The following is a 21,279-nucleotide window of genomic DNA, read 5'->3' on the forward strand; positions in this document are numbered from 1 at the left end:
CTGATTTGAAGATCGCCATCATTGGAACGGGATACGTCGGGCTTGTGTCCGGCGTGTGCCTGTCTGACTTCGGGCACAATGTCGTTTGTGTCGATAAATCTGCAACGAAAATCAACCAATTGAATGCGGGCCAGGTTCCCATCTACGAACCCGGCCTCAACGTTCTTCTGGCCAAGAATGCTGCCGCGGGGCGTTTGTCGTTTACGACGCAGGTTGCTGAGGCTGTCGATGGCGCTGACGCGATCTTCATAGCCGTCGGGACACCCTCGCGCAGAGGGGATGGCCACGCAGATCTCACCTATGTCTACGCAGCGGCAGCTGAGGTTGCGGCCGCCCTGACCGACTATGCCGTGGTGGTCACCAAATCGACGGTTCCTGTTGGTACGAACCGAGGCGTTGCCGAGGTCATACGAAAAGCTCGTCCTGACGCTGATTTTGATGTGGCGTCCAACCCTGAGTTTCTGCGCGAGGGGGCGGCAATCGAGGACTTCATGCGACCGGATCGTGTGGTCGTGGGTGTCGAGACCGAGCGCGCCAAAGAGGTAATGGGGCAGATCTACCGTCCGCTTTTTCTGCGAGATTTCCCGATCGTTTACACCGGGCTCGAAAGCGCTGAACTGATCAAATACGCGGCGAACGCCTTCCTTGCGACCAAGATCAGCTTCATCAACGAAATCGCTGCGCTCTGTGAACGGGTGGGCGCAGATGTCAAAGCCGTTGCGAAAGGCATCGGTCTGGATGGTCGGATCGGAGCCAAGTTCCTGCACGCTGGCCCCGGCTACGGGGGATCCTGTTTCCCGAAGGATACACTGGCTTTAGCCCGCATCGGGCAAGAGCATGCCGTGCCGCAGAGGATCACCGAAACCGTCATCGCCGTGAATGACAGCGTCAAGCGGCGTATGATCGCAAAAGCCGTGGACCTTTGCGGTGGGAGCGTCGCAGGCAGCAAGGTCGCCGTGTTGGGTGTTACGTTCAAGCCGAACACAGATGACATGCGGGAGGCTCCTTCGCTGACCATTGTTCCGGGGCTGATCGGCGCCGGCGCGAAGGTGCATGTAGTTGATCCGCAGGGGCGCCGTGAGGGCGAAGCGCTTTTGCCGGGAGTATCTTGGGAAGATGATGCCTATTCAGCAGCAGCCGGTGCAGATCTCCTGATCGTCTTGACGGAATGGAATGAGTTTCGTGCACTCGATCTGGCGCGTCTCGCAGTGGCCATGAAAACGCCCAGAATGGCCGATTTTCGAAACATCTATGATCGAGAAACGGCACTTGGCGCCGGATTTGTAGCTTACGATGGGGTGGGCCGATGAACAACAATGAGAGCAACCCACGTCGTGTGCTGATCACTGGAACCGCAGGGTTCATCGGGTTTCATCTTGCCAAGCTGCTTTTGGTCGAGGGCTTTCGGGTGCAGGGCTACGATGGGATGACGGACTACTATGACGTCACGCTCAAGCAGCGTCGTCATGCAATGCTCCTGCAGAACCCGCATTTTTCAGCTATGGAGGGTATGCTGGAGGATCAGGCGCGTTTCGATGCGATGGCCGATGAATTCATGCCTGATGTGATTGTCCACCTCGCAGCGCAGGCAGGCGTTCGATACAGCCTCGAAAACCCGCGCGCCTATCTCGACAGCAATGTGATCGGCACATTCAACGTGATGGAGGCCGCGCGGCGCCTCGAGGTCAAACACCTGCTGATGGCCTCGACCTCATCGGTCTACGGCGCCAATACCGAGATGCCGTTCACCGAGACGGAAAAGGCCGACACACAGCTGACCATCTATGCCGCGACGAAAAAGGCCAATGAAAGCATGGCCCATGCCTATGCGCATCTGTGGAACCTGCCCACCACGATGTTCCGGTTCTTCACCGTCTATGGCACCTGGGGGCGGCCTGATCTCGCGCTTTACAAGTTCGTCGATGCGATCCTCGATGACCGCGCGATCGACATCTACAACCAAGGCGACATGTATCGCGACTTTACCTATGTCGACGATCTGGTTCGCGCCATCCGCCTGCTGATAGATGCAGTGCCAGAACGGCCGGCCGATGGGGTCGTGCTGGAAGGCGACAGCCTATCGCCCGTGGCCCCCTTCCGCATCGTCAACATCGGCAATTCGGACAAGGTGCGGCTGCTCGATTTCATTGACGCGATCGAGGAGTGCCTCGGGAAGAAGGCGATCCGCAATTGCATGCCGATGCAGATGGGCGATGTGCCCGCCACCTGGGCGGATGCGAGCCTCTTGCAGCGGCTGACCGGATATCGCCCGCAAACCGATTTCCGCGACGGGATCGCGCGGTTTGTCGAATGGTTCAGGGAATATTGGGGGAAGTGATTGAATGAACATTCCTGACGGCACTCTTGCCATTATCGGCCTCGGCTACGTCGGGCTGCCGCTTGCCGTGGAATTCGGCAAGCACCGCCCGGTCATCGGCTTCGACATCAAGCCCGACCGCATCGCCGAACTGCGCGCGGGCCGCGATCACACGCGCGAGGTTCCACCCGAGGAACTGGCCGAGGCGCGGCACCTGACCCTGACCGCAGATCCGGCCGACCTGAACGCCGCCACGATCTTCATCGTCACTGTCCCCACGCCCATCGACGCGCACAAGCGGCCCGATCTGACGCCGCTCATCAAGGCGTCCGAAACCGTGGGCCGGGCGCTGAAGAAGGGCGACATCGTCATCTATGAATCGACCGTCTATCCCGGTGCGACTGAAGAAGATTGCGTGCCCGTCCTCGAACGCGTCTCGGGCCTGACATACAATCTCGATTTCTTCTGCGGCTACAGCCCCGAACGCATCAACCCCGGCGACAAGGCGCACCGCCTGACCACGATCTGCAAGGTCACCTCGGGCTCCACCCCCGAGATCGCCGACAAGGTCGACGCGCTTTATGCCAGCATCATCACGGCTGGCACCTACAAGGCCGAGTCGATCCGCGTGGCCGAGGCCGCGAAGGTGATCGAGAACACCCAGCGCGACCTCAACATCGCGCTCGTCAACGAACTCGCCATCATCTTCAACCGGATAGGCATCGATACCGAGGCCGTGCTGAAGGCCGCAGGGACGAAGTGGAACTTCCTGCCCTTCCGCCCCGGTCTGGTCGGCGGCCACTGCATCGGCGTGGACCCCTATTACCTGACCCACAAGGCCGAGGCGCTGGGGTATCATCCCCAGGTGATCCTTGCCGGGCGGCGGATCAACGACGGGATGAGCGCCTATGTAGCGGGCCAGATGGTAAAGACGATGATCCGCAAGGGGATCGCGATCAAGGGGGCGCGGGTGCTAGTGCTGGGGCTGACCTTCAAGGAAAACTGCCCCGACTTGCGCAACACCCGCGTGGTCGATGTGATTGCAGAGCTGCGCGACTACGGCGTGCAGGTCGATGTCCACGACCCCTGGGCCGATGTCGAAGAGGCGCGGCACGAATACGGGCTGCACCTGATCGGCACGCCTGAGGCTGGTGCTTACGACGGTATCGTGCTGGCGGTGGCACATGACGCATTCCGCGTGTCAGGACCGGACGCATTGAGGAGCTATGGTCGCGACGGGGCCATGTTTTGTGATATTAAAAGCGTGTTTGCGCGCGACCAGAGTGACCTGAGGTTGTGATGGTTCCCAAAAGCCTAGACCAGGTCGAGGGTCGGAACCCGACGCTGCTCCAGATCTGGACCGAGGGTGCGGACTATCTCTACGCCCTCTGCACTGATCGTGCTGAGCGTCGTTGCGCAGGTCAGACCTGAGGCATGATTTACCCCTCTGGCTCAGGCACCGAGGACGATCTCGACCGTTTCAATACCAGAAAAACGGTTCATCAGCGGGATGCGGATTTCGGCGGTCAGGGGCTCTCTGTTTAGGACAGCGTTTTCTGCCGCCCGTACAGTATGGTGTAGTCTGGCACCGCCCAATCCAAGCCCGCCATCTTGAGCAGACTGAACGCGACGCGTATCTGGCACGTAAGCATACAAACCGATTTTCTAAGGAGAAAACTTTAATGATTAATTTTGAAAAAATTGACCGCTCATTCCTTGAAGTTTCCCGAAAATGGTTCAGTAACGCTGATTTCCGGCGCCTCATAATGGCTGAACAGATTGAAAAAGATGCTCAAGAAGCTTGGTTTGCTTCGCTAAGTCAGCGTACAGACTATTACATCTTGGGTGTAAAATCATTTGAGGGGTGGGTTGGTGCTTGTGGTTTGAAGCATATTGATCCGTCTTTGCATACTGCGGAGTACTGGGGGTATATCTACCCTACAGAGCTTCGTGGACGGGGGGTGGGACGACAAATGTTTGATTTTGTGGCATCGAAAGCTGTCGATAGGGAGATTCAAACAATCTGGTTGCGCGTAAGTGTCGAAAACAAAATCGCAGTGAAGTGTTACGAACGCTGGGGCTTTTCGGCCGTTTGTAAGGACGAGTCTGAAGTAATTCGCATGGAAATGGCCATAGAGCGACCCGGAACCTAGTCAATTATGACCGACCCGACCTCTGCTATGGTAAAATTTAATGGACAACGCAGGAATTCCGCCTTTGTCGACAAGTTACGTTTGATGCTGGACTGCATTTTCAATCAAGACATGACTCGTAAGGGCAGCAGGAAGTAAATATACTTGTTCCGCTTGAGGCACAGGTCGTTAGACGGGCGAAGACAAAATATCTCGAAGTCTCCGTGCCTGCATCGGCCTAAACTCTGTCGTAGTGATGAAAGAAGATCTGTATGCTTGCCACTATTACTATTTGCGCGGGTATAGGTCGGCATCAACACAGAATCAAACTATGGGGAAATAATGATAGAAGATCGAATGAAACGAGGAACGGTCACTGAAATCCAACTTCCGCAGATCCATGATCCCCGCGGAGACCTGACCTTCGTAGAGGGGGGCATTCACATACCGTTTCAAATCGCGCGTGCATACTACCTTTACAACGTACCGGTGGACTCCAACCGTGGAGGGCACGCGCATCGAGAGTTGGAACAGGTTGTTTTTGCTTTGTCCGGAAGTTTCCGCATGAAGATTGACGACGGAAGTGCCAGATCCGAATATTGGTTGCGTGACCCACGCAGGGGACTCTATCTCAGCAAGCTGATCTGGCGTGAAATGGATTCCTTCAGCCAAGGTGCTGTCTGCATGGTCCTAGCATCTCATCGCTATGACGAGTCGGACTATCTTCGAAACTATGACGATTTCCTCCAAGCTCTGAAAGATAAAACTCGATGATCCCATTTCTCGACATCGGCGCTTCCTACCGTGCGCTCAAGACCGATATAGACGCGGCCATCCATCGTGTCCTCGACAGCGGCTGGTATATCCTCGGGCCCGAGGTCGACGCGTTCGAGGTCGAATGGTCGGCCTATTGCGGGGCAGATTATGCGGTGGGTCTTGCCAACGGGCTTGATGCGTTGATCCTCGCCCTCCGGGCGCTTGATGTCGGCCCGGGCGACGAGGTGATCGTGCCGTCGAACACCTATATCGCCACCTGGCTGGCGGTAACGGCAGTCGGTGCGCGGCCAGTTCCGGTGGAACCCAACCCCGCGACGCACAACATCGACACCGCCCGCATCGCCGCCGCGATCACCCCGGCCACGCGGGCGCTGTTGCCCGTTCATCTTTATGGCCAGCCTGCCGACCTTGACCCGATCCTTGCGTTGGCCCACCAGCACGGCCTTTCGGTGATCGAGGATGCGGCCCAAGCTCATGGCGCGCGCTACAAGGGGCGGCGTATCGGCGCGCATGGCGATGTGGTGTGCTGGAGCTTTTATCCCGGCAAGAACCTGGGTGCTCTGGGCGATGGCGGGGCCATCACTACGAACCGCGCCGATCTGGCCGACCGCATCCGCGTGCTGCGCAACTATGGCAGCCGGGTGAAATACGTGAACGAGGTGCAGGGCGTTAACTCGCGCCTTGACCCGATCCAGGCCGCCGTACTGCAGGCCAAGCTGCCGCATCTGGATGCCTGGACAGACCGCCGCCGTGCGATTGCCGGTGCTTATGCCGAGGGGCTGCGGGACAGCGGGCTGATACTGCCACATGTTCCCGACTGGGCCGAGCCTGCTTGGCACCTTTACGTCGTCCGCTCGCCTGACCGTGACGGGTTGCAGAAACGGCTAGCCGAAGGAGGGGTTGGCACGCTGATCCACTACCCTATCCCGCCACATATGCAGGCGGCCTATGCGGATCTGGGTCTTGCCCCCGATGCCCTGCCGCTGGCCCGGCAACTGGCGGGCGAAGTGCTGAGCATGCCGATAGGGCCGCAGTTCCCGCTGGCAGATGCCGCGCAGGTGATCGACGCAGTCAGGGCGGCGGTTTGAGCGGATCATCGTACCGCACGATCCTGCGCTCCTCCTCGATCATCGGGGGGGCACAGGTCATAAACATTGCTGTGGGCCTTGTGAAGATGAAGGTCGTGGCGTTGCTGCTCGGGCCTGCGGGCGTTGGCCTGATCGGACTGTATCTGAGCCTGATCCAGACGTCCTCGTCTGTTGCTGCGATGGGGCTAGGCAACGTCGGCACCCGGCAGATCGCGGTAGCCCATGCCGCGGGGGGAGACGTTGCAGTAGGCCGCACGCGCCGCGCATTGTTCTGGGGAACGATGCTTCTTGCCCTGACCGGGGCGGCCCTGTTCTGGCTGGCCAGCGGCTGGATCGCGCGGGTGATTTTGGCTGATGAGACTCGCGCGAACGATGTGGCCTGGCTATCGCTTGGCGTTGCGCTCACTGTCGCCGCTGGGTCGCAGGGCGCACTGCTGACCGGTTTGCGCCGGATCGGCGATATCGCGCGGATCAATGCCGGTGCTGGGGTCATCGGAGCCGCTCTCGGCATTCTGGCACTGTGGCTCTGGGGCGCGCAGGGACTGATCGCAATGGTCCTGATCGCGCCGGTTGTCACGTTCATGCTCGGACACCTCTATGTTGCGCGCCTTGGCGCCCCCGCCGGGCCTCCGATCCGCCTGCCTGAGATGGCGCGCGAGTGGAAAACAATGCTGACGCTGGGCTTTGCGTTCATGTTCAGCGGGCTTGTCACGACGCTGGGTCACCTCGCGGCGCGAACCCTGGTGCAGAGAGAGTTGGGCACCGAAGCTCTAGGGCAGTTCCAGGCAGCCTCGGCGATCGGGATGACCTATCTCGGCTTTGTCCTCAGTGCGATGGGAACCGACTACTACCCGCGCCTGACGGCTGCGATCGGCGACCGCACCACCGCCACCCGTCTTGTCAACGAACAGACAGAGGTCGCGCTGCTGCTGTGCGCGCCGGTGCTGCTGGCGATGCTCGGCCTGGCGCCCTGGGTCATCCATTTGCTCTATTCCGCCGAATTCGCCCCTGCCGTCGAGATCCTGCGCTGGCAGCTTCTGGGTGACATCCTCAAGGTGATGAGTTGGCCGCTGGGTTTCGTTCTTCTCGCGGTGGGGGCAGGCAAGACCTTCATCCTGACCGAGTCACTGGGGATGGGCGTCTTTGTCCTTGGTGTGCTGATCGGCTTGCCGCTGATGGGCGTCACTGCCACAGGAGTGGCCTTCCTCGCGCTCTATGTTGCGTATCTGCCACTGGTTTGGTTGCTGGGCGGGCGGATGATCGGGTTTCGTTGGACCCGAGCGGTCAAGGCGCAGGCGCTGGCTGTGATCGGCGCCGCGGTGGCGGTGGACATCGCGTCGCGCTCGTCCGAGCTGCTGGGCGCGGTCTTGGGCCTGGGGCTGGCGCTGGCCACGGGCATCTGGGCGCTGCTGCGCCTGTCAACTATGGCGGGAGCAGGCGGCCGCCTAGGCCGCATCACACGTTTGGGGGAAAGGATGAATAGATGGACGCTGTGATACGCACCTACGGCAACACGAACCTGCCCGACGGCACGGCGGAACTCCCCCTCGTGACCTTCGCTGTATTTGGATATATGCAAGAACACTGTATCCGTGACGCTTTAGCAGCCGGGCTCGCGCAAAATTATTCGCCGTTAGAGATCATCATGTCTGATGATTGTTCAACCGATAAAACATTCCAACTCATGGAAACTATCGCGAAAGATTATCACGGACCGCATAAGATATTAATCAGAAGAAGTGAAGTAAATCTTGGCACAGCACTGCATGTCTCCGCCGTCGCTTCGATTGCCAAAGGGGCATTAATTGTCGTCGCGGCTGGAGACGATACTTCCCTTCCTAATCGCTGCGAAGCCATCGTCGAAAGATGGACAAAGGCGGGGCAGACGGCCGTGTTAGTTCATAGTGATATGGAAGTGATGACTAGTAATGGAGTTGAGCGTTTAACGCCGCCATTAGCTGATCACGAAAGTGGAGCGATCGACTTGCTCTTGAAAGGGCCGAATGTTGCGTTCTTTGCTCCTACCTGTGCTTATGCGATAGAACTGTTCAAGGATTATGATCCGCTATTTGGAGGCAGCATAATTGAGGATGGGGTTTTATCCGTGAGGGCTATTCTCTCTGGTTCGATAGAATACATTCCTATTCCGCTTGTTCGCCAGGGACGATATGAAAGTAGCTCCAGTAATGATTTACAGGTGCATACGCCCGCCCGATGGAACCGCCTCGTTCGAAGCAGAATTGTTGCCTCTTGCAATTCCTTGCATGATTTAATACGGATCGACGAAAGCGCCAAGAATAAAAAGAAGCTGGAAAAGTTTCTCCGGAGGCGCATCGCTGTGCTGGGAAGATTCATTATCCCAGAGCACCGAAATATGTCCAATTTTGAATGTATTAAATTTTGTATCAATCTGGTGATTTTCTATCCAATAAATGCATCAATTTTGCGTCGAGTAAAGTTTTCACTAATAGCATGCGGATTTAAATCTTCGCGCTATTATAAATTTTTCCTAGGTGCAGCAAAAAAATGGCGATAGAATGAATGCGAATTTAATTTGCTTCTGCAGGCAAATCATTACGCAATCGGCGCCATGAAAAATTCCTGCCGCTTACCCGGAGGATATTGCCTTGGAGGTTGTGCGCAGGCGCTGAAGGGCAGCGATCTGCATCTAGTCGACGCGCAGATCAGCCGTGTGATCGCGATGGTAGAACATCCCTTCCGGATGATAAAGCGTCAGTTCGGCAACGTGAAAACTTGCTACTGTTCTGAGTCTAACGCTTTTTACCGATTTCCGCGGATCGCATCGAGGGCGTCCAGGGCGCGATGTTCCCGGGAGACGATATCCTCGGCGGACTTGCTCCAGATGAAGGGCTTCGGCTTTGTGTTGCAGCAGGTAGTCGTAGATCGCATCCTCCAGATCGTCGACGCTGGAGTAACTGCCCCGGCGTATGCGTCGGGCCGTGATCTGCGCGAAGAAGCGTTCAACCAGGTTCATCCACGATGCGCTGGTTGGCGTGAAATGCAGCTTGAACCGCGGATGCTTCGTGAGCCACGCCTGCACTTCGGGCGTCTTGTGGGTCGCGTAGTTGTCGAGCACCAGATGCACGTCGCGCGACTTGAGGACGGTGCGGCGCAGGAAGGCCAGGAACTCTTTCGCCCGGTGGCGCGGCATGCATTCACCGATGACCATGCCCGACTTCACAACGAGCGCCGCGAACAGCGTCGTCGTGCCTTTCCGCTTGTAATCGTGCGTCATGGTGGCGCCGCGGCACTTCTTGAGCGGCAGCCCCGGCTGGGTCCGGTCGAGCGCCTGGATCTGCGACTTCTCGTCGACGCAGAGCACCACCGCCCGGTCAGGCGGATCGAGGTAGAGGCCGACGATCTCGGTGACCTTCTCCTCGAACATCGGGTCGTTCGACACCTTGAAACCTTTTGCCAGGTGCGGCTTGAGACCGGCTTCCGCCCAAATGCGGCCGACGCTCGACGGCGAGATGCCCACCGCCTCGGCCATCAGGGATCGGCTCCAGTGCGTGGCATTGGGCGGGCTTTCCTGCACAGTCTTTGCGATCACCTTGAGGTGCGTCTCCCGGGGCAACGGAGGCACCCGGGACGGCCGGGTCTTGTCGCGCCTGAGCCCGGCCACACCCTCGCCAAGATAGCGCGCCTGCCAGCGCCAGACGGTGGGCTTGGACGTTCCTGCGCGCCGCATGATCTCGTTGGTGCCCCAGCGGTCGGCTGTCGCCAATATGATGCCGGCGCGCCAGACAACCTTCCGGGACGTGTTGCGGTCGGTGAGCAGCGCTTCCAGCTGCGCACGCTCGGCGGGGCCAGGATAAATGCAGATGTCCTCGCGTGTCACACCTCGACACTGACACACCCGCAAATGGGAATCCTCCGTCAGGCGGCGAACACTACCGAGGTCTCACCAAAAACAACGCGCTACTGTCCACGCTGTTCGCGCTCGGCAACCAGTTCCTGGTACGACTCAGGCTCATGGCATGAGGACGAGGCTGCCCTAAAACCGTCAAGACGCCCAAACAGCGGTCCCGAAGCCGCAAAATCCAACGACCCTTCTTGCGGTCCCGGAAGCGATCAAGCCGCGATCCCGGCGCTGCCGAGTGCGTTGATCAGATGATCCTAAACGATATCTCTCTTTTGCTTGTTCAGGGTTTGGAACTAAAGCTTGCGGCGCAAGATAATTGAAAAGCGAATCAGAATGTTCCGAGCGTACTGTAATGACGCCCGCTGGATAGAATATGCGTATCTTGTGGGCAGCTGCAGCACAAAATCAATCGAATGGGGTTTGAAATGCTTGAAATGAGTGTCCATTTCTTTGCGGAAGAGGTTGTTAAGGAGTGGAATGAGTTCATTTTGCGATCCCGCAATGGAACATTCATGCACTTGATGGATTTTATGTCGTATCACCGCCATCGTTATCAGGACTTTTCAACCGTTATTAGGAAGGGAAATGAAATAATTGCAGTCTTTCCCGCGAATCGAGTCGGTGACACCGTGTTCAGCCATGCCGGCTTGACCTACGGAGGGCTAATTTATGGTTTCGAGCAGCGTTTAAGTGACGTACGTGACGCAATGATAGCGTTGGTTGAGTTCTACCAACAGCGCAATATTTCGAAGATTTATTACAAGCCTGTTCCGCATATTTTCCAGAAGTACCCATCTGAAGATGATTTGCATGTGTTGTTTTCCCTTGGAGCTCGTTTAGTACGAAGGGATTTATCGTCTGTGATTAAGTTTAGAAATCGGCCGCAAATGTCGAAGAAGCGGCTGTCCGGTGTTAAGAAAGCATTTCGTGCGGGCTTGGAGATGAAGGAAGGCGATTTTTTATCGGATTTTCATGAACTTCTATCTTCGGTTCTCGTCCGGCATAATGCGACTCCGGTTCATTCATTGCAGGAAATGCGCCTGCTACAGTCTAGATTCCCAGACAACATAAAGCTAGCTGTGGCAAGACGAGAAGACCGGCTTCTGGCAGGAACTTGGCTGTTCAAGTTTGGTGATGTACTGCATACGCAATATTTAGCCTGCTCAGAAGAGGGTCGTAATCTTGGTGCGCTAGATTTCGTAATCTCTGAAATAATTGATAGAAGCGCGCCCGAATTCCAATTTATGAGTTTTGGCTCATCAAGTGGCCGCGACGGACAGTCTATAAATGAAGGCCTTGTATTTCAAAAAGAAGGCTTTGGCGCTAGGACCATAGTGCTTGATCACTATGAGTTAGATATTTCTGACATTGCCGCTCTCGCCCGAAGTGCTGAAAAGGACACCTGAGATGATGCAGACAACCGCTGAACTAGCTTCAAACCTTGCGGACTATCATGCGCAGCCTTTGGTAAGCGTTGCATTAATCACCTACAATCATTCTGCATTCGTCGCAGAGGCGATAGAATCGGTCCTTGCACAGACTTATGAGAATTTAGAGATAGTCGTGGCGGACGATTTTTCAACAGATGGCACGAGAGAAATTGTTGAGCAATACGTTTCGCGGTTTCCAAATAAAATTAAGCTATGCCATGCGACCGAAAACTTAGGGGTGACTAAAAACCACAATCGAGCATTCAAGGGATGCTCTGGAAAATACATTTCTTGGATGTCCGGTGATGATATTATGTTGCCCGAGAAGATCTTCAAGCAAGTTCGCTTTATGGAGTGTCATCCAGACTGTGTTATATGCTATCATGATTTAGAGTACTTCCGCACAGAGGATTATGTCAAGATCTACCTTAAGAGTGAAGTGGACCGTCCTCTTGAGGGAAATGTGAATTTGGCTATTAAGTATGGATGTTTTAACGGCGGAGTATCAAGTATGGTTCGTCGATCTGCCGCACCGACGGGCGGCTTTGATGAACGCATTCCGATAGCGTCGGATTGGCTTTTTTGGGTTGAAACGCTTGCAGGTGGAGGGCGAATAAATTTTATAAACGAGGTGCTGGCTCGGCACAGAAGACACTCAAGTAATGTTACTTCCTTCGATATCCGCACGCCGTCACTCCGAGAAATTCAAGACCATTTGATGTCATCAGAAATTATTGTGTCGAAATACCCGAAGAAAGCTTCTCTAATTCAATTTCGAAAATCTCGTATTTACTTGAGTCTTCGGTGGGCTGATGGAGGCAAATTTTACAATGACTTCCTCCGTCTTTCGCTCAAACAAAAGTGGAATTTCAAGGCGTTTATTGCGCTTTTGGCAAGTGAAGTTTTCGGAACTCGAAAATGATTATAGTCGAAGAAATCGTGCACGATGCAGGGAATTTCCCAAGTATGCCGCAGGTGATATACTTAACAAGAAACGGTCTTCTTGAGCCGCTTGGCCAAAGTCAAGTTTTTTCTTACTTGCGAGGACTTTCTCAAAATTTTCACATTACCCTCATTACTTATGAGAAAAATGAAGATCTTCTTGATTTGACAAGATTTTCTCGAGTGCGCGCTGAATGCGAAGGATTGCGCATTCGTTGGCTGCCACAGCGGTTCCGGCCGCGGCCGAAGATGATCGCCCCGGCGCTGTCGATGCTGCGGATGATCTGGCTCGTGCGCCGCGAGGTGCGGGGCCAAGGGGCTCAGCTGATCCATGCGCGATCCTATATTCCCGCATCTGTGGCGATGATCGTATCATGGTTGACCCTTGCGCCCTTCATCTTTGACATGCGCGCTCTCTGGCCTGAGGAACTCATCACCGCCGCGCGGCTGCGGCGCGGATCGCTGCTACACCGCGCCATCGTCGCGGCGGAACGCGCTTGTCTTCGGCGGGCGGGCGCGGTGGTTTCGCTGACTCATGCAGCGGTCGATCACCTCAATCGCACCTATCCCGCAGAAATGGCCGGGCAGAGGGTCGCCGTGATCCCGACCTGCGCTGACCTTGATCGCTTCGTGCCGGCCGTTCAGCGCCCGCCGCGCCAGATCATCGGTTGCCTTGGTACGGTGCTAAGTGGCTGGTTCCGGCTGGATTGGTTGGCCTCGTTCATCTCCGTTGTAGCCGCAGGCGATCCGGATGTCGTCTTTGAGCTGACGACGCGAGACGATCCTGCTGATGTGCGGGCAGCGCTTGACCCGGATGGGCGTTTGGGCGAACGGCTGCGGATCGCAGCCTCGGCCTCCGAGGATGTGCAGCGTGTGCTGCAGGGGCAGACGGCGTCGGTGATGTTCTATGCCGGTGGGCAGGTCTCTGAACTGGGCCGTTCGCCCACCCGGATGGCCGAAATCCTCGGCTGCGGCCTGCCCGTCGTGGCCAATGACGGCGTGGGGGATGTGGCCCGCGTTATCCGCGACTACCGGGTGGGTGTCCTGGCCCAAGGGCCTGACCCGCAGGCCATGTCGGCGGCTTGGTCGGAACTGTTGGCATTGCTGGAGGATCCCGATCTTGCCTCCCGCTGCCGCAAGGCGGCAGAAGAGGTCTTCTCACTGGAGGCCGGCACAGCCTCCTATGCGCGGCTGTATCATCATTTGACCGATGGAGACCTCTCATGTGCGGACTGACAGGGATCCTTGCCCCTCGGGAGCGGGCGACAGACTCCCTGCATGGCCGTGTTCAGAAGATGACTACGGCCCTCGTTCACCGCGGGCCGGATGCGGACGGGATTTGGGCGGAAGACGGCATTGCCCTTGGCCATCGGCGGCTGTCGATCCTTGATCTCAGTCCCGCCGGCGCCCAACCAATGCGGTCTGTCTGCGGCCGCTTTGTCATGGCTTTCAACGGCGAGATCTACAACCACCTCGACCTGCGCCGCGATCTTGCGGCCGCGGGGGCGGCGCCTGACTGGCGGGGGCATTCGGATACCGAAACCCTTCTGGCGGGGATCGCGCATTGGGGGTTGGATGATACGCTGCGCCGCAGCGCGGGCATGTTCGCCATCGCGCTCTGGGAACGGCGGGATAGGCGGTTATCGCTCGCCCGCGACCGGATCGGAGAGAAGCCGCTCTACTGGGGGTGGGCGGGCCGGGACTTGGTGTTCGGATCGGAACTCAAGGCGCTGCGCCAGCATCCCGATTTTCCGCACGACGTCTGTCGCCAGGCCCTGGCCCAGTATCTGCGCTTTGCCTATGTCCCCGCGCCGCGCAGCATCCATCCCGGGGTCTACAAGCTCGAACCCGGCTGCATCCTGACCGTTGACGGCGCGCTGCCCGCGGCTGCGCCGAATGCCCCCCTGCGCCCTGGTGAAAGCCACGGGTCGTTGTCGATCCGGCGCTACTGGTCTCTGAACGAGATGATCGAAAGCGGCGCGCGAACCCGGTTTGCGACCGAGGCCGAGGCGCTGGCGACAGTCGATGAGGCGCTGCGCCGGGCCGTCAGCTGCCAGATGATCGCCGATGTCCCGCTGGGGGCGTTTCTTTCGGGCGGGATCGACAGTTCCCTGATCGTAGCGCTGATGCAGGCACAATCGCCTCGCCCGGTGCGCACCTTCACCATCGGCTTCGAGAACCCGGCCTTCAACGAAGCGCCCTTTGCCGCAGCCGTCGCGCGGCATCTGGGTACCGATCACACCGAACTGACCGTCACCGAAACCGAGGCGCGTCAGGTCATTCCACTGCTGCCCGAGATGTATGACGAGCCCTTTGCGGATTCGTCGCAGATTCCGACTCACCTTGTCTGCAAGGCAGCCCGCAGCAATGTGACCGTGGCTCTGTCCGGCGACGCGGGGGACGAACTCTTCGGCGGATACTGTCGCTATTTCTGGGGTCCACGCATCTGGCGTCGTCTGGACTGGATGCCACATCCGCTGCGCCAAGGCTTGGGCCGTGCAATTGCTACCGTTCCGGTTGCCGCCTGGGACAGCATCGGAACTTTGACCGGGGGTCGGGTGACAAGGCCGGGTGACAAAGCACACAGGCTCGCCGCAAGGCTGCGCGATGTACGGACGGTGGACGATCTCTATCGCAGTCTTGTGTCGGAATGGCCGGGGGAGAGGATGGTAAGCGGGTTGAGAGGGGCGGGTCACACCTTGCTGGATGACCCACTTCCTGCATCCATGGCCGATGACGCAGCGGGCCGCATGATGTCGCAGGACATGCGGAGCTATTTGCCTGACGATATCCTCTGCAAGGTTGACCGGGCTGCCATGGCTGTGAGCCTTGAGACCCGCGTTCCCTTCCTCGATCCTGATGTGCTCGCAGCATCGGCACGGCTGCCATCGCAGATGAAGATCCGCGACGGTCAGGGCAAATGGGCGCTGCGACAGATCCTCTATCGGCACGTCCCGCGCGATTTGATCGAACGGCCGAAGACCGGCTTCGGGATCCCGTTGGGGGATTGGCTGCGCGGGCCGTTGCGCGGCTGGACCGAGGATCTGCTATCGGAAGAAAATCTGCGGCGCGATGGTCTGATTGATCCCGCACCAGTCCGCCAGACCTGGGCCGAACATCTGTCAGGCCGACGGGACTGGAGCCACCGGCTCTGGATCGTGCTGATGCTGATGGCGTGGAGGGCCCACGTCGCGTGAAAGCCCTGATGCTCACCCGCTATGAAAGGTCAGGGGCCTCCAGTCGCTTGCGGCTGATACAATATGCAGGGCCTTTGGGCTTGCAGGGCATGAGCTCATCGCTCCAGCCGTTCTTTGATGACAACTACCTTCGCCGCCTCTATTCGGGTAGCCCGACCCTCGCCACAACATTGGTCGCCTATGCGCGTCGGGCCGGGCAGCTGATCCGTGCAGGTCACGCCGATATCATGTGGCTGGAAAAGGAGGCGCTGCCCTGGCTGCCATGGGCCTTAGAATGCGCCATGTTGCCGCGGGTTGTTCCGCTCGTGGTCGACTACGACGATGCGGTCTTTCATCGCTATGACCTGCATCCATCCGCAGCTGTTCGGCGGCTGCTGGGCAGAAAGCTCGACAGACTCATGGCGTCTGCTTCGCTTGTCACGGCGGGGAACTGCTACTTGGCGGACCGTGCCAAGATGGCCGGAGCGCAACAGGTAGAGATCGTCCCCACCGTTGTGGATCTGACGGCCTACACCCTACGGCCCGACACCTTCTCGGCAAGCGGCCCAACGATCGGCTGGATCGGCACCCCCAGCACCTGGACCGAATACATGGCTCCGAAGTTGCCGCTTCTGACACAGGCGGCCGAGGCTGCCGGGGGTCGGATTGCCGCCGTCGGCGCAGGCCGCGCAGCCGCGGCGTATCCCCTGCTCGATAACCTGCCTTGGACCGAGGAGTCCGAGGTCATGCGGATCCATGAGATGGATATCGGCATCATGCCCCTGACCGACACGCCCTGGGCGCGCGGGAAATGCGGCTACAAGCTCATCCAGTATATGGCCTGCGGCATTCCCGTTATCGCCTCGCCCGTGGGCGTCAATGCCGAGATCGTTGAGCATGGGGTGAACGGGCTCCTCGCCTCTTCGGACGCAGAATGGGCAGAGGCGCTGCAGACTCTATTGCGCGATGCCAACTTGCGGGCGCGGATGGGCGAAGCAGGGCGTCGGAAGGTCGAGCGCGACTATTCCCTTCAGGTCTGGGGGCCGCGCGTGGCGCAGATGTTGCGAGATGTGGCCAGTACGGGCAAAAGCCGCTGATGCTGTATCTTGGCCTCACGAATTTTCTGTTTCTGTTGCGATATGCCCTCGCAAAGCAGGGCGGCGCACGCAAGCAGATCTATGCTGTTGTTCTTTTCAGCCTCTTCCTGTTCTCCGCATTTCGTTATCAGGTTGGCTGCGATTGGTCGGGATACTACTTTCAGTATGCTGGTACTGCCAATTTTGACTGGTCGATCCTGACACGTATTCAGGAGCCGATCTGGTGGGCCATTCTTGCCTGGATCAACGAAAGCGGTTTGCCGTATCCAGTGGCAAACGTCATCTCGAGTGCGGTTTTCTTTGCCGGTGTACACGTTCTTGCCCGCCGGCAGCCGGACCCTCTCGGGTTTCTCGTGCTTTTGTTTCCGATCCTGATCATCAACATGCCGATGTCAGGCATTCGTCAGGGGGCAGCCATTGGGCTAATATGTATTGCCTTCACGGCGTTCATTGATCGGCGTCCGTTGAAATATGCAATCTTGATCGTGCTCGCCGCTGGGTTCCATTCCAGCGCTCTGATTTTCATGTTACTGCTCACTGTTGCTACGGGCCGCTACACACGCGGCCGCTTGATGCTGGCAGCAATTCTTGCGCTTCCTGGCGCTTATTTTCTTGCCTCGAGCGAAGCCGCGGAGGTGGCGACAAGCCGCTATATCGATAGTGGTATCGACGCTGCCGGCGCGGCTTTCAGGGTCGGAATCCTCGGTCTCTCAGCTTTGTATTTTTTTATGTTTGTGCGTAAGACGTGGATGGGTGCGTCTCCGAAAGATTACAGCCTCGCAAGTATCGGCGCGATCGGCATGGCGCTGGCGTTTCTCCTCGTTCCGATCTCGACCGTCATCGGTGACAGGTTCGGATACTATCTCATCCCCATCCAAACGATGATCTTCGCCCGTCTCCCGTTCCTGCCGTTCCGCCGGAACGCGGCCTTCCATTCTGCCGTGCCTTACCTCGGGTTGCTTCTGGTCTTCACAGTCTGGTCGCAATTGTCCTACCATTTCCAGCAGTGCTACATCCCTTATCAGACTTGGATCTTTGGTTTCCCTGGTGGCGATCCGGTCGGTTTCTGATGTTATTGCCCAGTTTTCTCAGATAAGACCTCTGCTATGAGAGTGCACAGCACGCGTCTAATGGGCGTCATCCTAATTGAGCCGAAGCGGTTCGGCGACCATCGTGGGTTTTTTGCGGAAACCTACAGCTGCCGAACCTATGCCTCGCTCGGCGTTGATGTTGCGTTTGTCCAGGACAACCACTCGCTCTCTGCGGCAGTTGGCACCGTGCGAGGATTGCATTTCCAAGCGCCTCCGCAAGCGCAGGCGAAGTTGGTGCGCTGTGGGCGCGGCGCGATTTTCGACGTGGTAGTCGATATCCGTTGTGGCAGCCCAACCTATGGCAAATGGGCGGGTTTCACGTTGAGTGCTGAGAATGGTGCGCAGCTTTACATTCCGGCGGGTTTTGCCCACGGCTTTGTCACGCTCGAGGCTGACAGCGAAATCGTCTACAAATGCAGTGATTACTTTGCGCCTGAAGCCGAGGGCGGACTGCGCTGGGATGATCCGGCTATAGGTATCAAATGGCCGATCATCGAAGATGCTATTCTGAGCGAGAAAGACGCCAACGCCCCGCTTCTGGCCGATCTTTGTAGCCCGTTTGAGTTCGAAGGATAAGCGATGAAACTTATTGTCACAGGCGGTGCTGGCTTCATCGGTTCTGCTGTGGTGCGGCTGGCGGTGGCGCGAGGTCATCATGTGGTGAACCTTGATGCGCTGACCTATGCGGCTTGCCTGCAAAACGTGGCCGCTATTGCAGACAGCCCGCTTTATGCTTTCGAACCTGCGGATATTCGTGACCGAGCAGCGCTTGATCGCATTTTTGCCGCGCATCGCCCTGACGCGGTGATGCATCTGGCAGCCGAATCCCATGTGGACAGGTCGATTGACGGTCCGGGCGACTTTATCGACACGAACATCACCGGCACGTTCAACATGCTGGAAGCAGCGCGCAAATATTGGATGGCGCAAGGCAGGCCCCAGGGGTTTCGCTTTCATCACATCTCGACAGACGAGGTGTTCGGCTCATTGCCTTCAGACCCGTCAGTAAAGTTCACCGAAACCACGGCCTATGACCCGCGCAGCCCGTATTCCGCCTCCAAGGCCGCGTCAGATCATCTGGTGCGCGCCTGGCACGAAACCTATGGCCTGCCCGTGGTGCTGAGCAACTGTTCGAACAATTACGGCCCCTACCATTTCCCCGAAAAACTGATCCCGGTCGTCATTCTGAACGCACTCGCCGGCAAGCCGTTGCCGATCTATGGCGATGGCAGCAATGTTCGCGATTGGCTCTATGTCGAAGACCATGCCGATGCGCTGCTACTGGTGGTCAGCCAGGGCCAAGTCGGGCGCAGCTATAACATCGGCGGCGAGAATGAGCGCACAAACCTGCAACTGGTCCAAACCATCTGTGGCATCCTAGATCGGCTGCGACCGCTGGAAACCGGCGCCTATGCCGATCTGATCACCTTCGTCACCGATCGGCCCGGTCATGATGCGCGCTATGCCATCGACCCGTCGCGCATTCGTACGGAACTGGGCTGGCGCCCCTCTGTGAGCGTGGAAGAAGGTCTGGAACGCTCGGTGCGCTGGTATCTCGAAAACGAAGATTGGTGGCGCCCGCTCTTGGGGCGCCAGGGTGTGGGGCAGCGGCTCGGCAGGGCATGAACAGGATTCTCGTCTTCGGCACCAGCGGCCAAGTGGCCACCGAGTTGCGGCGTCTCGCGCCTGTGCAGGCCTTGGGCCGGGACACGGTTGATCTTGCCAAACCTTCTGCCTGTGCTGAAGCCATCCGTGTCCACCGGCCCACTGCTGTGATCAACGCCGCCGCCTACACGGCCGTTGACCGGGCCGAGGCAGAGGAGGCTCTTGCCACCGCAATCAACGGCGCGGCCCCTGCTGCAATGGCCGAAGCCTGTGCCGCGCTGCGCATTCCTTTGGTGCATATCTCCACGGATTACGTGTTTGACGGCGGTGGCACGCGCCCGTTTGCCCCGAACGATGCGACCGCGCCGCAAAATGCCTATGGCCGAGGCAAGCTCGCGGGTGAACAGGGTATTCGCGCCACGGGTGCGTCCCACGCAATCTTGCGCACATCCTGGGTGTTTTCCGCCCATGGCACCAACTTCGTCAAGACCATGCTCCGCCTGTCAGAAACCCATCACCAACTGCGCGTGGTCGACGACCAGATCGGCGGGCCCACGCCTGCACGGGCCATTGCAGCCGCTTGTCTTGAACTCGCCCGGCAGCTTCAGGTCGATCCGGGGAAATCGGGCACCTACCATTTCAGTGGCGCACCCGATGTAAGCTGGTGCGATTTTGCGCGCGCTATCTTCGGGGCGGCAGGCCGTTCGACACGCGTTCAGGGCATTCCGACGCGGGACTATCCCACGCCTGCCTCCCGACCGCTGAATTCACGGCTGGATTGCAGCACCATGGAAACGACGTTCAGCATCACCCGCCCTGACTGGCGCACAGGGCTGACCGACACATTGACAGAACTGGGGTTTACCACATGACCGAGCGCAGAGGGATCATACTGGCCGGTGGGTCAGGCACGAGACTTTACCCTATCACGATGGGTGTCTCGAAGCAGCTCCTGCCGATCTATGACAAGCCCATGATCTATTACCCGCTGACGGTGCTGATGCTAGCCGGCATTCGCGACATCATGGTCATCACCACGCCCCATGACCAAGACCAATTCATCCGTACCTTGGGTGACGGCAGCCAATGGGGCATCGCACTGCAGTATAAGGTGCAACCAAGCCCTGATGGACTGGCTCAGGCCTTCATTCTGGCCGAGGAGTTTCTGGCGGGCGCCCCCGCCGCCATGGTGTTGGGTGACAACATCTTCTTTGGGCACGGCCTGCCGGAGTTGCTGCAAGAGGCAGGAAAAACCACAATGGGCGCAACAGTCTTTGGCTATCGTGTTGCCGATCCCGAGCGCTATGGTGTGGTGGATTTCGATGTCGACGGTAAGGTGAAAAGCATCGTTGAAAAGCCGCCCGTGCCCCCTTCGAACTATGCGGTCACCGGTCTTTACTTCGTGGATGGTAGCGCTGCCGAACGTGCTAGGGACGTGCGTCCTTCACCACGCGGTGAGCTGGAAATCACAAGCCTGCTGGAAAGCTACCTTCAGGATAGCATGCTCAGCGTGCAGAAAATGGGTCGGGGCTTTGCCTGGCTGGACACGGGCACGCATGGCAGCTTGCTGGACGCTGGAAACTTCGTCCGAACCCTCACGGAGCGGCAGGGGTTGCAGGTCGGGTCTCCTGATGAAGTTGCCTTTCGGGCAGGCTGGATTGACGGATCGCAGTTGGTCGCCCGTGCAGATCTGTTCGGGAAAACCGCCTATGGTGCTTACTTGGCCAGCCTAATTCGGTGA

18 protein-coding genes and 1 pseudogene are annotated in these 21,279 nt (G+C 58.0%); 18 read left to right on the forward strand and 1 reads right to left on the reverse strand.

Annotated features, from left to right (window positions below):
- Positions 1-5: 5 nt before the first annotated feature.
- From Q8M85_RS18120 to Q8M85_RS18155, 8 genes are all read left to right on the forward strand, one after another.
- Positions 6-1,310 carry a UDP-glucose/GDP-mannose dehydrogenase family protein gene (locus tag Q8M85_RS18120; protein WP_305547183.1) on the forward strand — a complete coding sequence of 435 codons (1,305 nt, stop codon included), beginning with the start codon at positions 6-8 and terminating at the stop codon, positions 1,308-1,310.
- Entirely contained in the window at positions 1,307-2,338 is a 1,032-nt protein-coding gene (locus Q8M85_RS18125; RefSeq protein ID WP_305547185.1) for a GDP-mannose 4,6-dehydratase, read from the forward strand. The genes Q8M85_RS18120 and Q8M85_RS18125 overlap by 4 nt, the downstream gene beginning before the upstream one ends.
- 4 nt (positions 2,339-2,342) lie before the next feature.
- A complete protein-coding gene (gene tviB, locus Q8M85_RS18130; protein ID WP_305547187.1) occupies positions 2,343-3,617 on the forward strand; it encodes a Vi polysaccharide biosynthesis UDP-N-acetylglucosamine C-6 dehydrogenase TviB in 1,275 nt (424 codons plus the stop codon).
- Between the two features lie 382 nt (positions 3,618-3,999).
- Positions 4,000-4,470, forward strand: coding sequence for a GNAT family N-acetyltransferase (locus tag Q8M85_RS18135; protein ID WP_305547189.1), 471 nt, complete (start codon positions 4,000-4,002; stop codon positions 4,468-4,470).
- A gap of 336 nt (positions 4,471-4,806) precedes the next feature.
- Positions 4,807-5,223, forward strand: a complete 417-nt coding sequence (locus tag Q8M85_RS18140; protein ID WP_305547191.1) for an FdtA/QdtA family cupin domain-containing protein — start codon at positions 4,807-4,809, stop codon at positions 5,221-5,223.
- Positions 5,220-6,314, forward strand: a complete 1,095-nt coding sequence (locus tag Q8M85_RS18145) for a DegT/DnrJ/EryC1/StrS aminotransferase family protein (RefSeq protein ID WP_305547193.1) — start codon at positions 5,220-5,222, stop codon at positions 6,312-6,314. The genes Q8M85_RS18140 and Q8M85_RS18145 overlap by 4 nt, the downstream gene beginning before the upstream one ends.
- Entirely contained in the window at positions 6,311-7,810 is a 1,500-nt protein-coding gene (locus Q8M85_RS18150; RefSeq protein ID WP_305547195.1) for an O-antigen translocase, read from the forward strand. Before Q8M85_RS18145 ends, Q8M85_RS18150 begins: the two co-directional genes overlap by 4 nt.
- Positions 7,798-8,850 carry a glycosyltransferase gene (locus tag Q8M85_RS18155; protein ID WP_305547197.1) on the forward strand — a complete coding sequence of 351 codons (1,053 nt, stop codon included), beginning with the start codon at positions 7,798-7,800 and terminating at the stop codon, positions 8,848-8,850. The genes Q8M85_RS18150 and Q8M85_RS18155 overlap by 13 nt, the downstream gene beginning before the upstream one ends.
- Before the next feature lie 245 nt (positions 8,851-9,095).
- Here the strand turns inward: Q8M85_RS18155 and Q8M85_RS18160 are convergent.
- A pseudogene (locus Q8M85_RS18160) lies at positions 9,096-10,173 on the reverse strand (IS630 family transposase).
- 449 nt (positions 10,174-10,622) lie between these two features.
- Between Q8M85_RS18160 and Q8M85_RS18165 the strand changes: the two are divergent.
- From Q8M85_RS18165 to rfbA, 10 genes are all read left to right on the forward strand, one after another.
- On the forward strand, positions 10,623-11,603 hold the full coding sequence (locus tag Q8M85_RS18165) for a GNAT family N-acetyltransferase (RefSeq protein WP_305547198.1): 981 nt from the start codon (positions 10,623-10,625) through the stop codon (positions 11,601-11,603).
- Position 11,604: 1 nt separating this feature from the next.
- Positions 11,605-12,549 (forward strand): glycosyltransferase, encoded by a 945-nt coding sequence (locus Q8M85_RS18170; protein ID WP_305547199.1) that lies wholly within the window; start codon positions 11,605-11,607, stop codon positions 12,547-12,549.
- Positions 12,546-13,805, forward strand: a complete 1,260-nt coding sequence (locus tag Q8M85_RS18175) for a glycosyltransferase (RefSeq protein WP_305547201.1) — start codon at positions 12,546-12,548, stop codon at positions 13,803-13,805. Before Q8M85_RS18170 ends, Q8M85_RS18175 begins: the two co-directional genes overlap by 4 nt.
- Positions 13,793-15,766, forward strand: a complete 1,974-nt coding sequence (gene asnB, locus Q8M85_RS18180; RefSeq protein ID WP_305547203.1) for an asparagine synthase (glutamine-hydrolyzing) — start codon at positions 13,793-13,795, stop codon at positions 15,764-15,766. The genes Q8M85_RS18175 and asnB overlap by 13 nt, the downstream gene beginning before the upstream one ends.
- Before the next feature lie 89 nt (positions 15,767-15,855).
- Positions 15,856-16,842 carry a glycosyltransferase family 4 protein gene (locus Q8M85_RS18185; protein ID WP_305547205.1) on the forward strand — a complete coding sequence of 329 codons (987 nt, stop codon included), beginning with the start codon at positions 15,856-15,858 and terminating at the stop codon, positions 16,840-16,842.
- Positions 16,842-17,912, forward strand: coding sequence for an EpsG family protein (locus Q8M85_RS18190; RefSeq protein WP_305547207.1), 1,071 nt, complete (start codon positions 16,842-16,844; stop codon positions 17,910-17,912). The genes Q8M85_RS18185 and Q8M85_RS18190 overlap by 1 nt, the downstream gene beginning before the upstream one ends.
- Positions 17,913-17,948: 36 nt before the next feature.
- Entirely contained in the window at positions 17,949-18,509 is a 561-nt protein-coding gene (rfbC, locus tag Q8M85_RS18195; protein WP_305547209.1) for a dTDP-4-dehydrorhamnose 3,5-epimerase, read from the forward strand.
- 3 nt (positions 18,510-18,512) lie between these two features.
- On the forward strand, positions 18,513-19,559 hold the full coding sequence (gene rfbB / locus Q8M85_RS18200; RefSeq protein WP_305547212.1) for a dTDP-glucose 4,6-dehydratase: 1,047 nt from the start codon (positions 18,513-18,515) through the stop codon (positions 19,557-19,559).
- A complete protein-coding gene (gene rfbD / locus Q8M85_RS18205; RefSeq protein WP_305547213.1) occupies positions 19,556-20,410 on the forward strand; it encodes a dTDP-4-dehydrorhamnose reductase in 855 nt (284 codons plus the stop codon). The genes rfbB and rfbD overlap by 4 nt, the downstream gene beginning before the upstream one ends.
- Entirely contained in the window at positions 20,407-21,279 is an 873-nt protein-coding gene (rfbA, locus tag Q8M85_RS18210) for a glucose-1-phosphate thymidylyltransferase RfbA (RefSeq protein WP_305547214.1), read from the forward strand. The genes rfbD and rfbA overlap by 4 nt, the downstream gene beginning before the upstream one ends.

Origin of the sequence: Tabrizicola sp. (genome assembly GCF_030694085.1) — a bacterium.
Taxonomy (GTDB): Bacteria; Pseudomonadota; Alphaproteobacteria; order Rhodobacterales; family Rhodobacteraceae; genus Tabrizicola.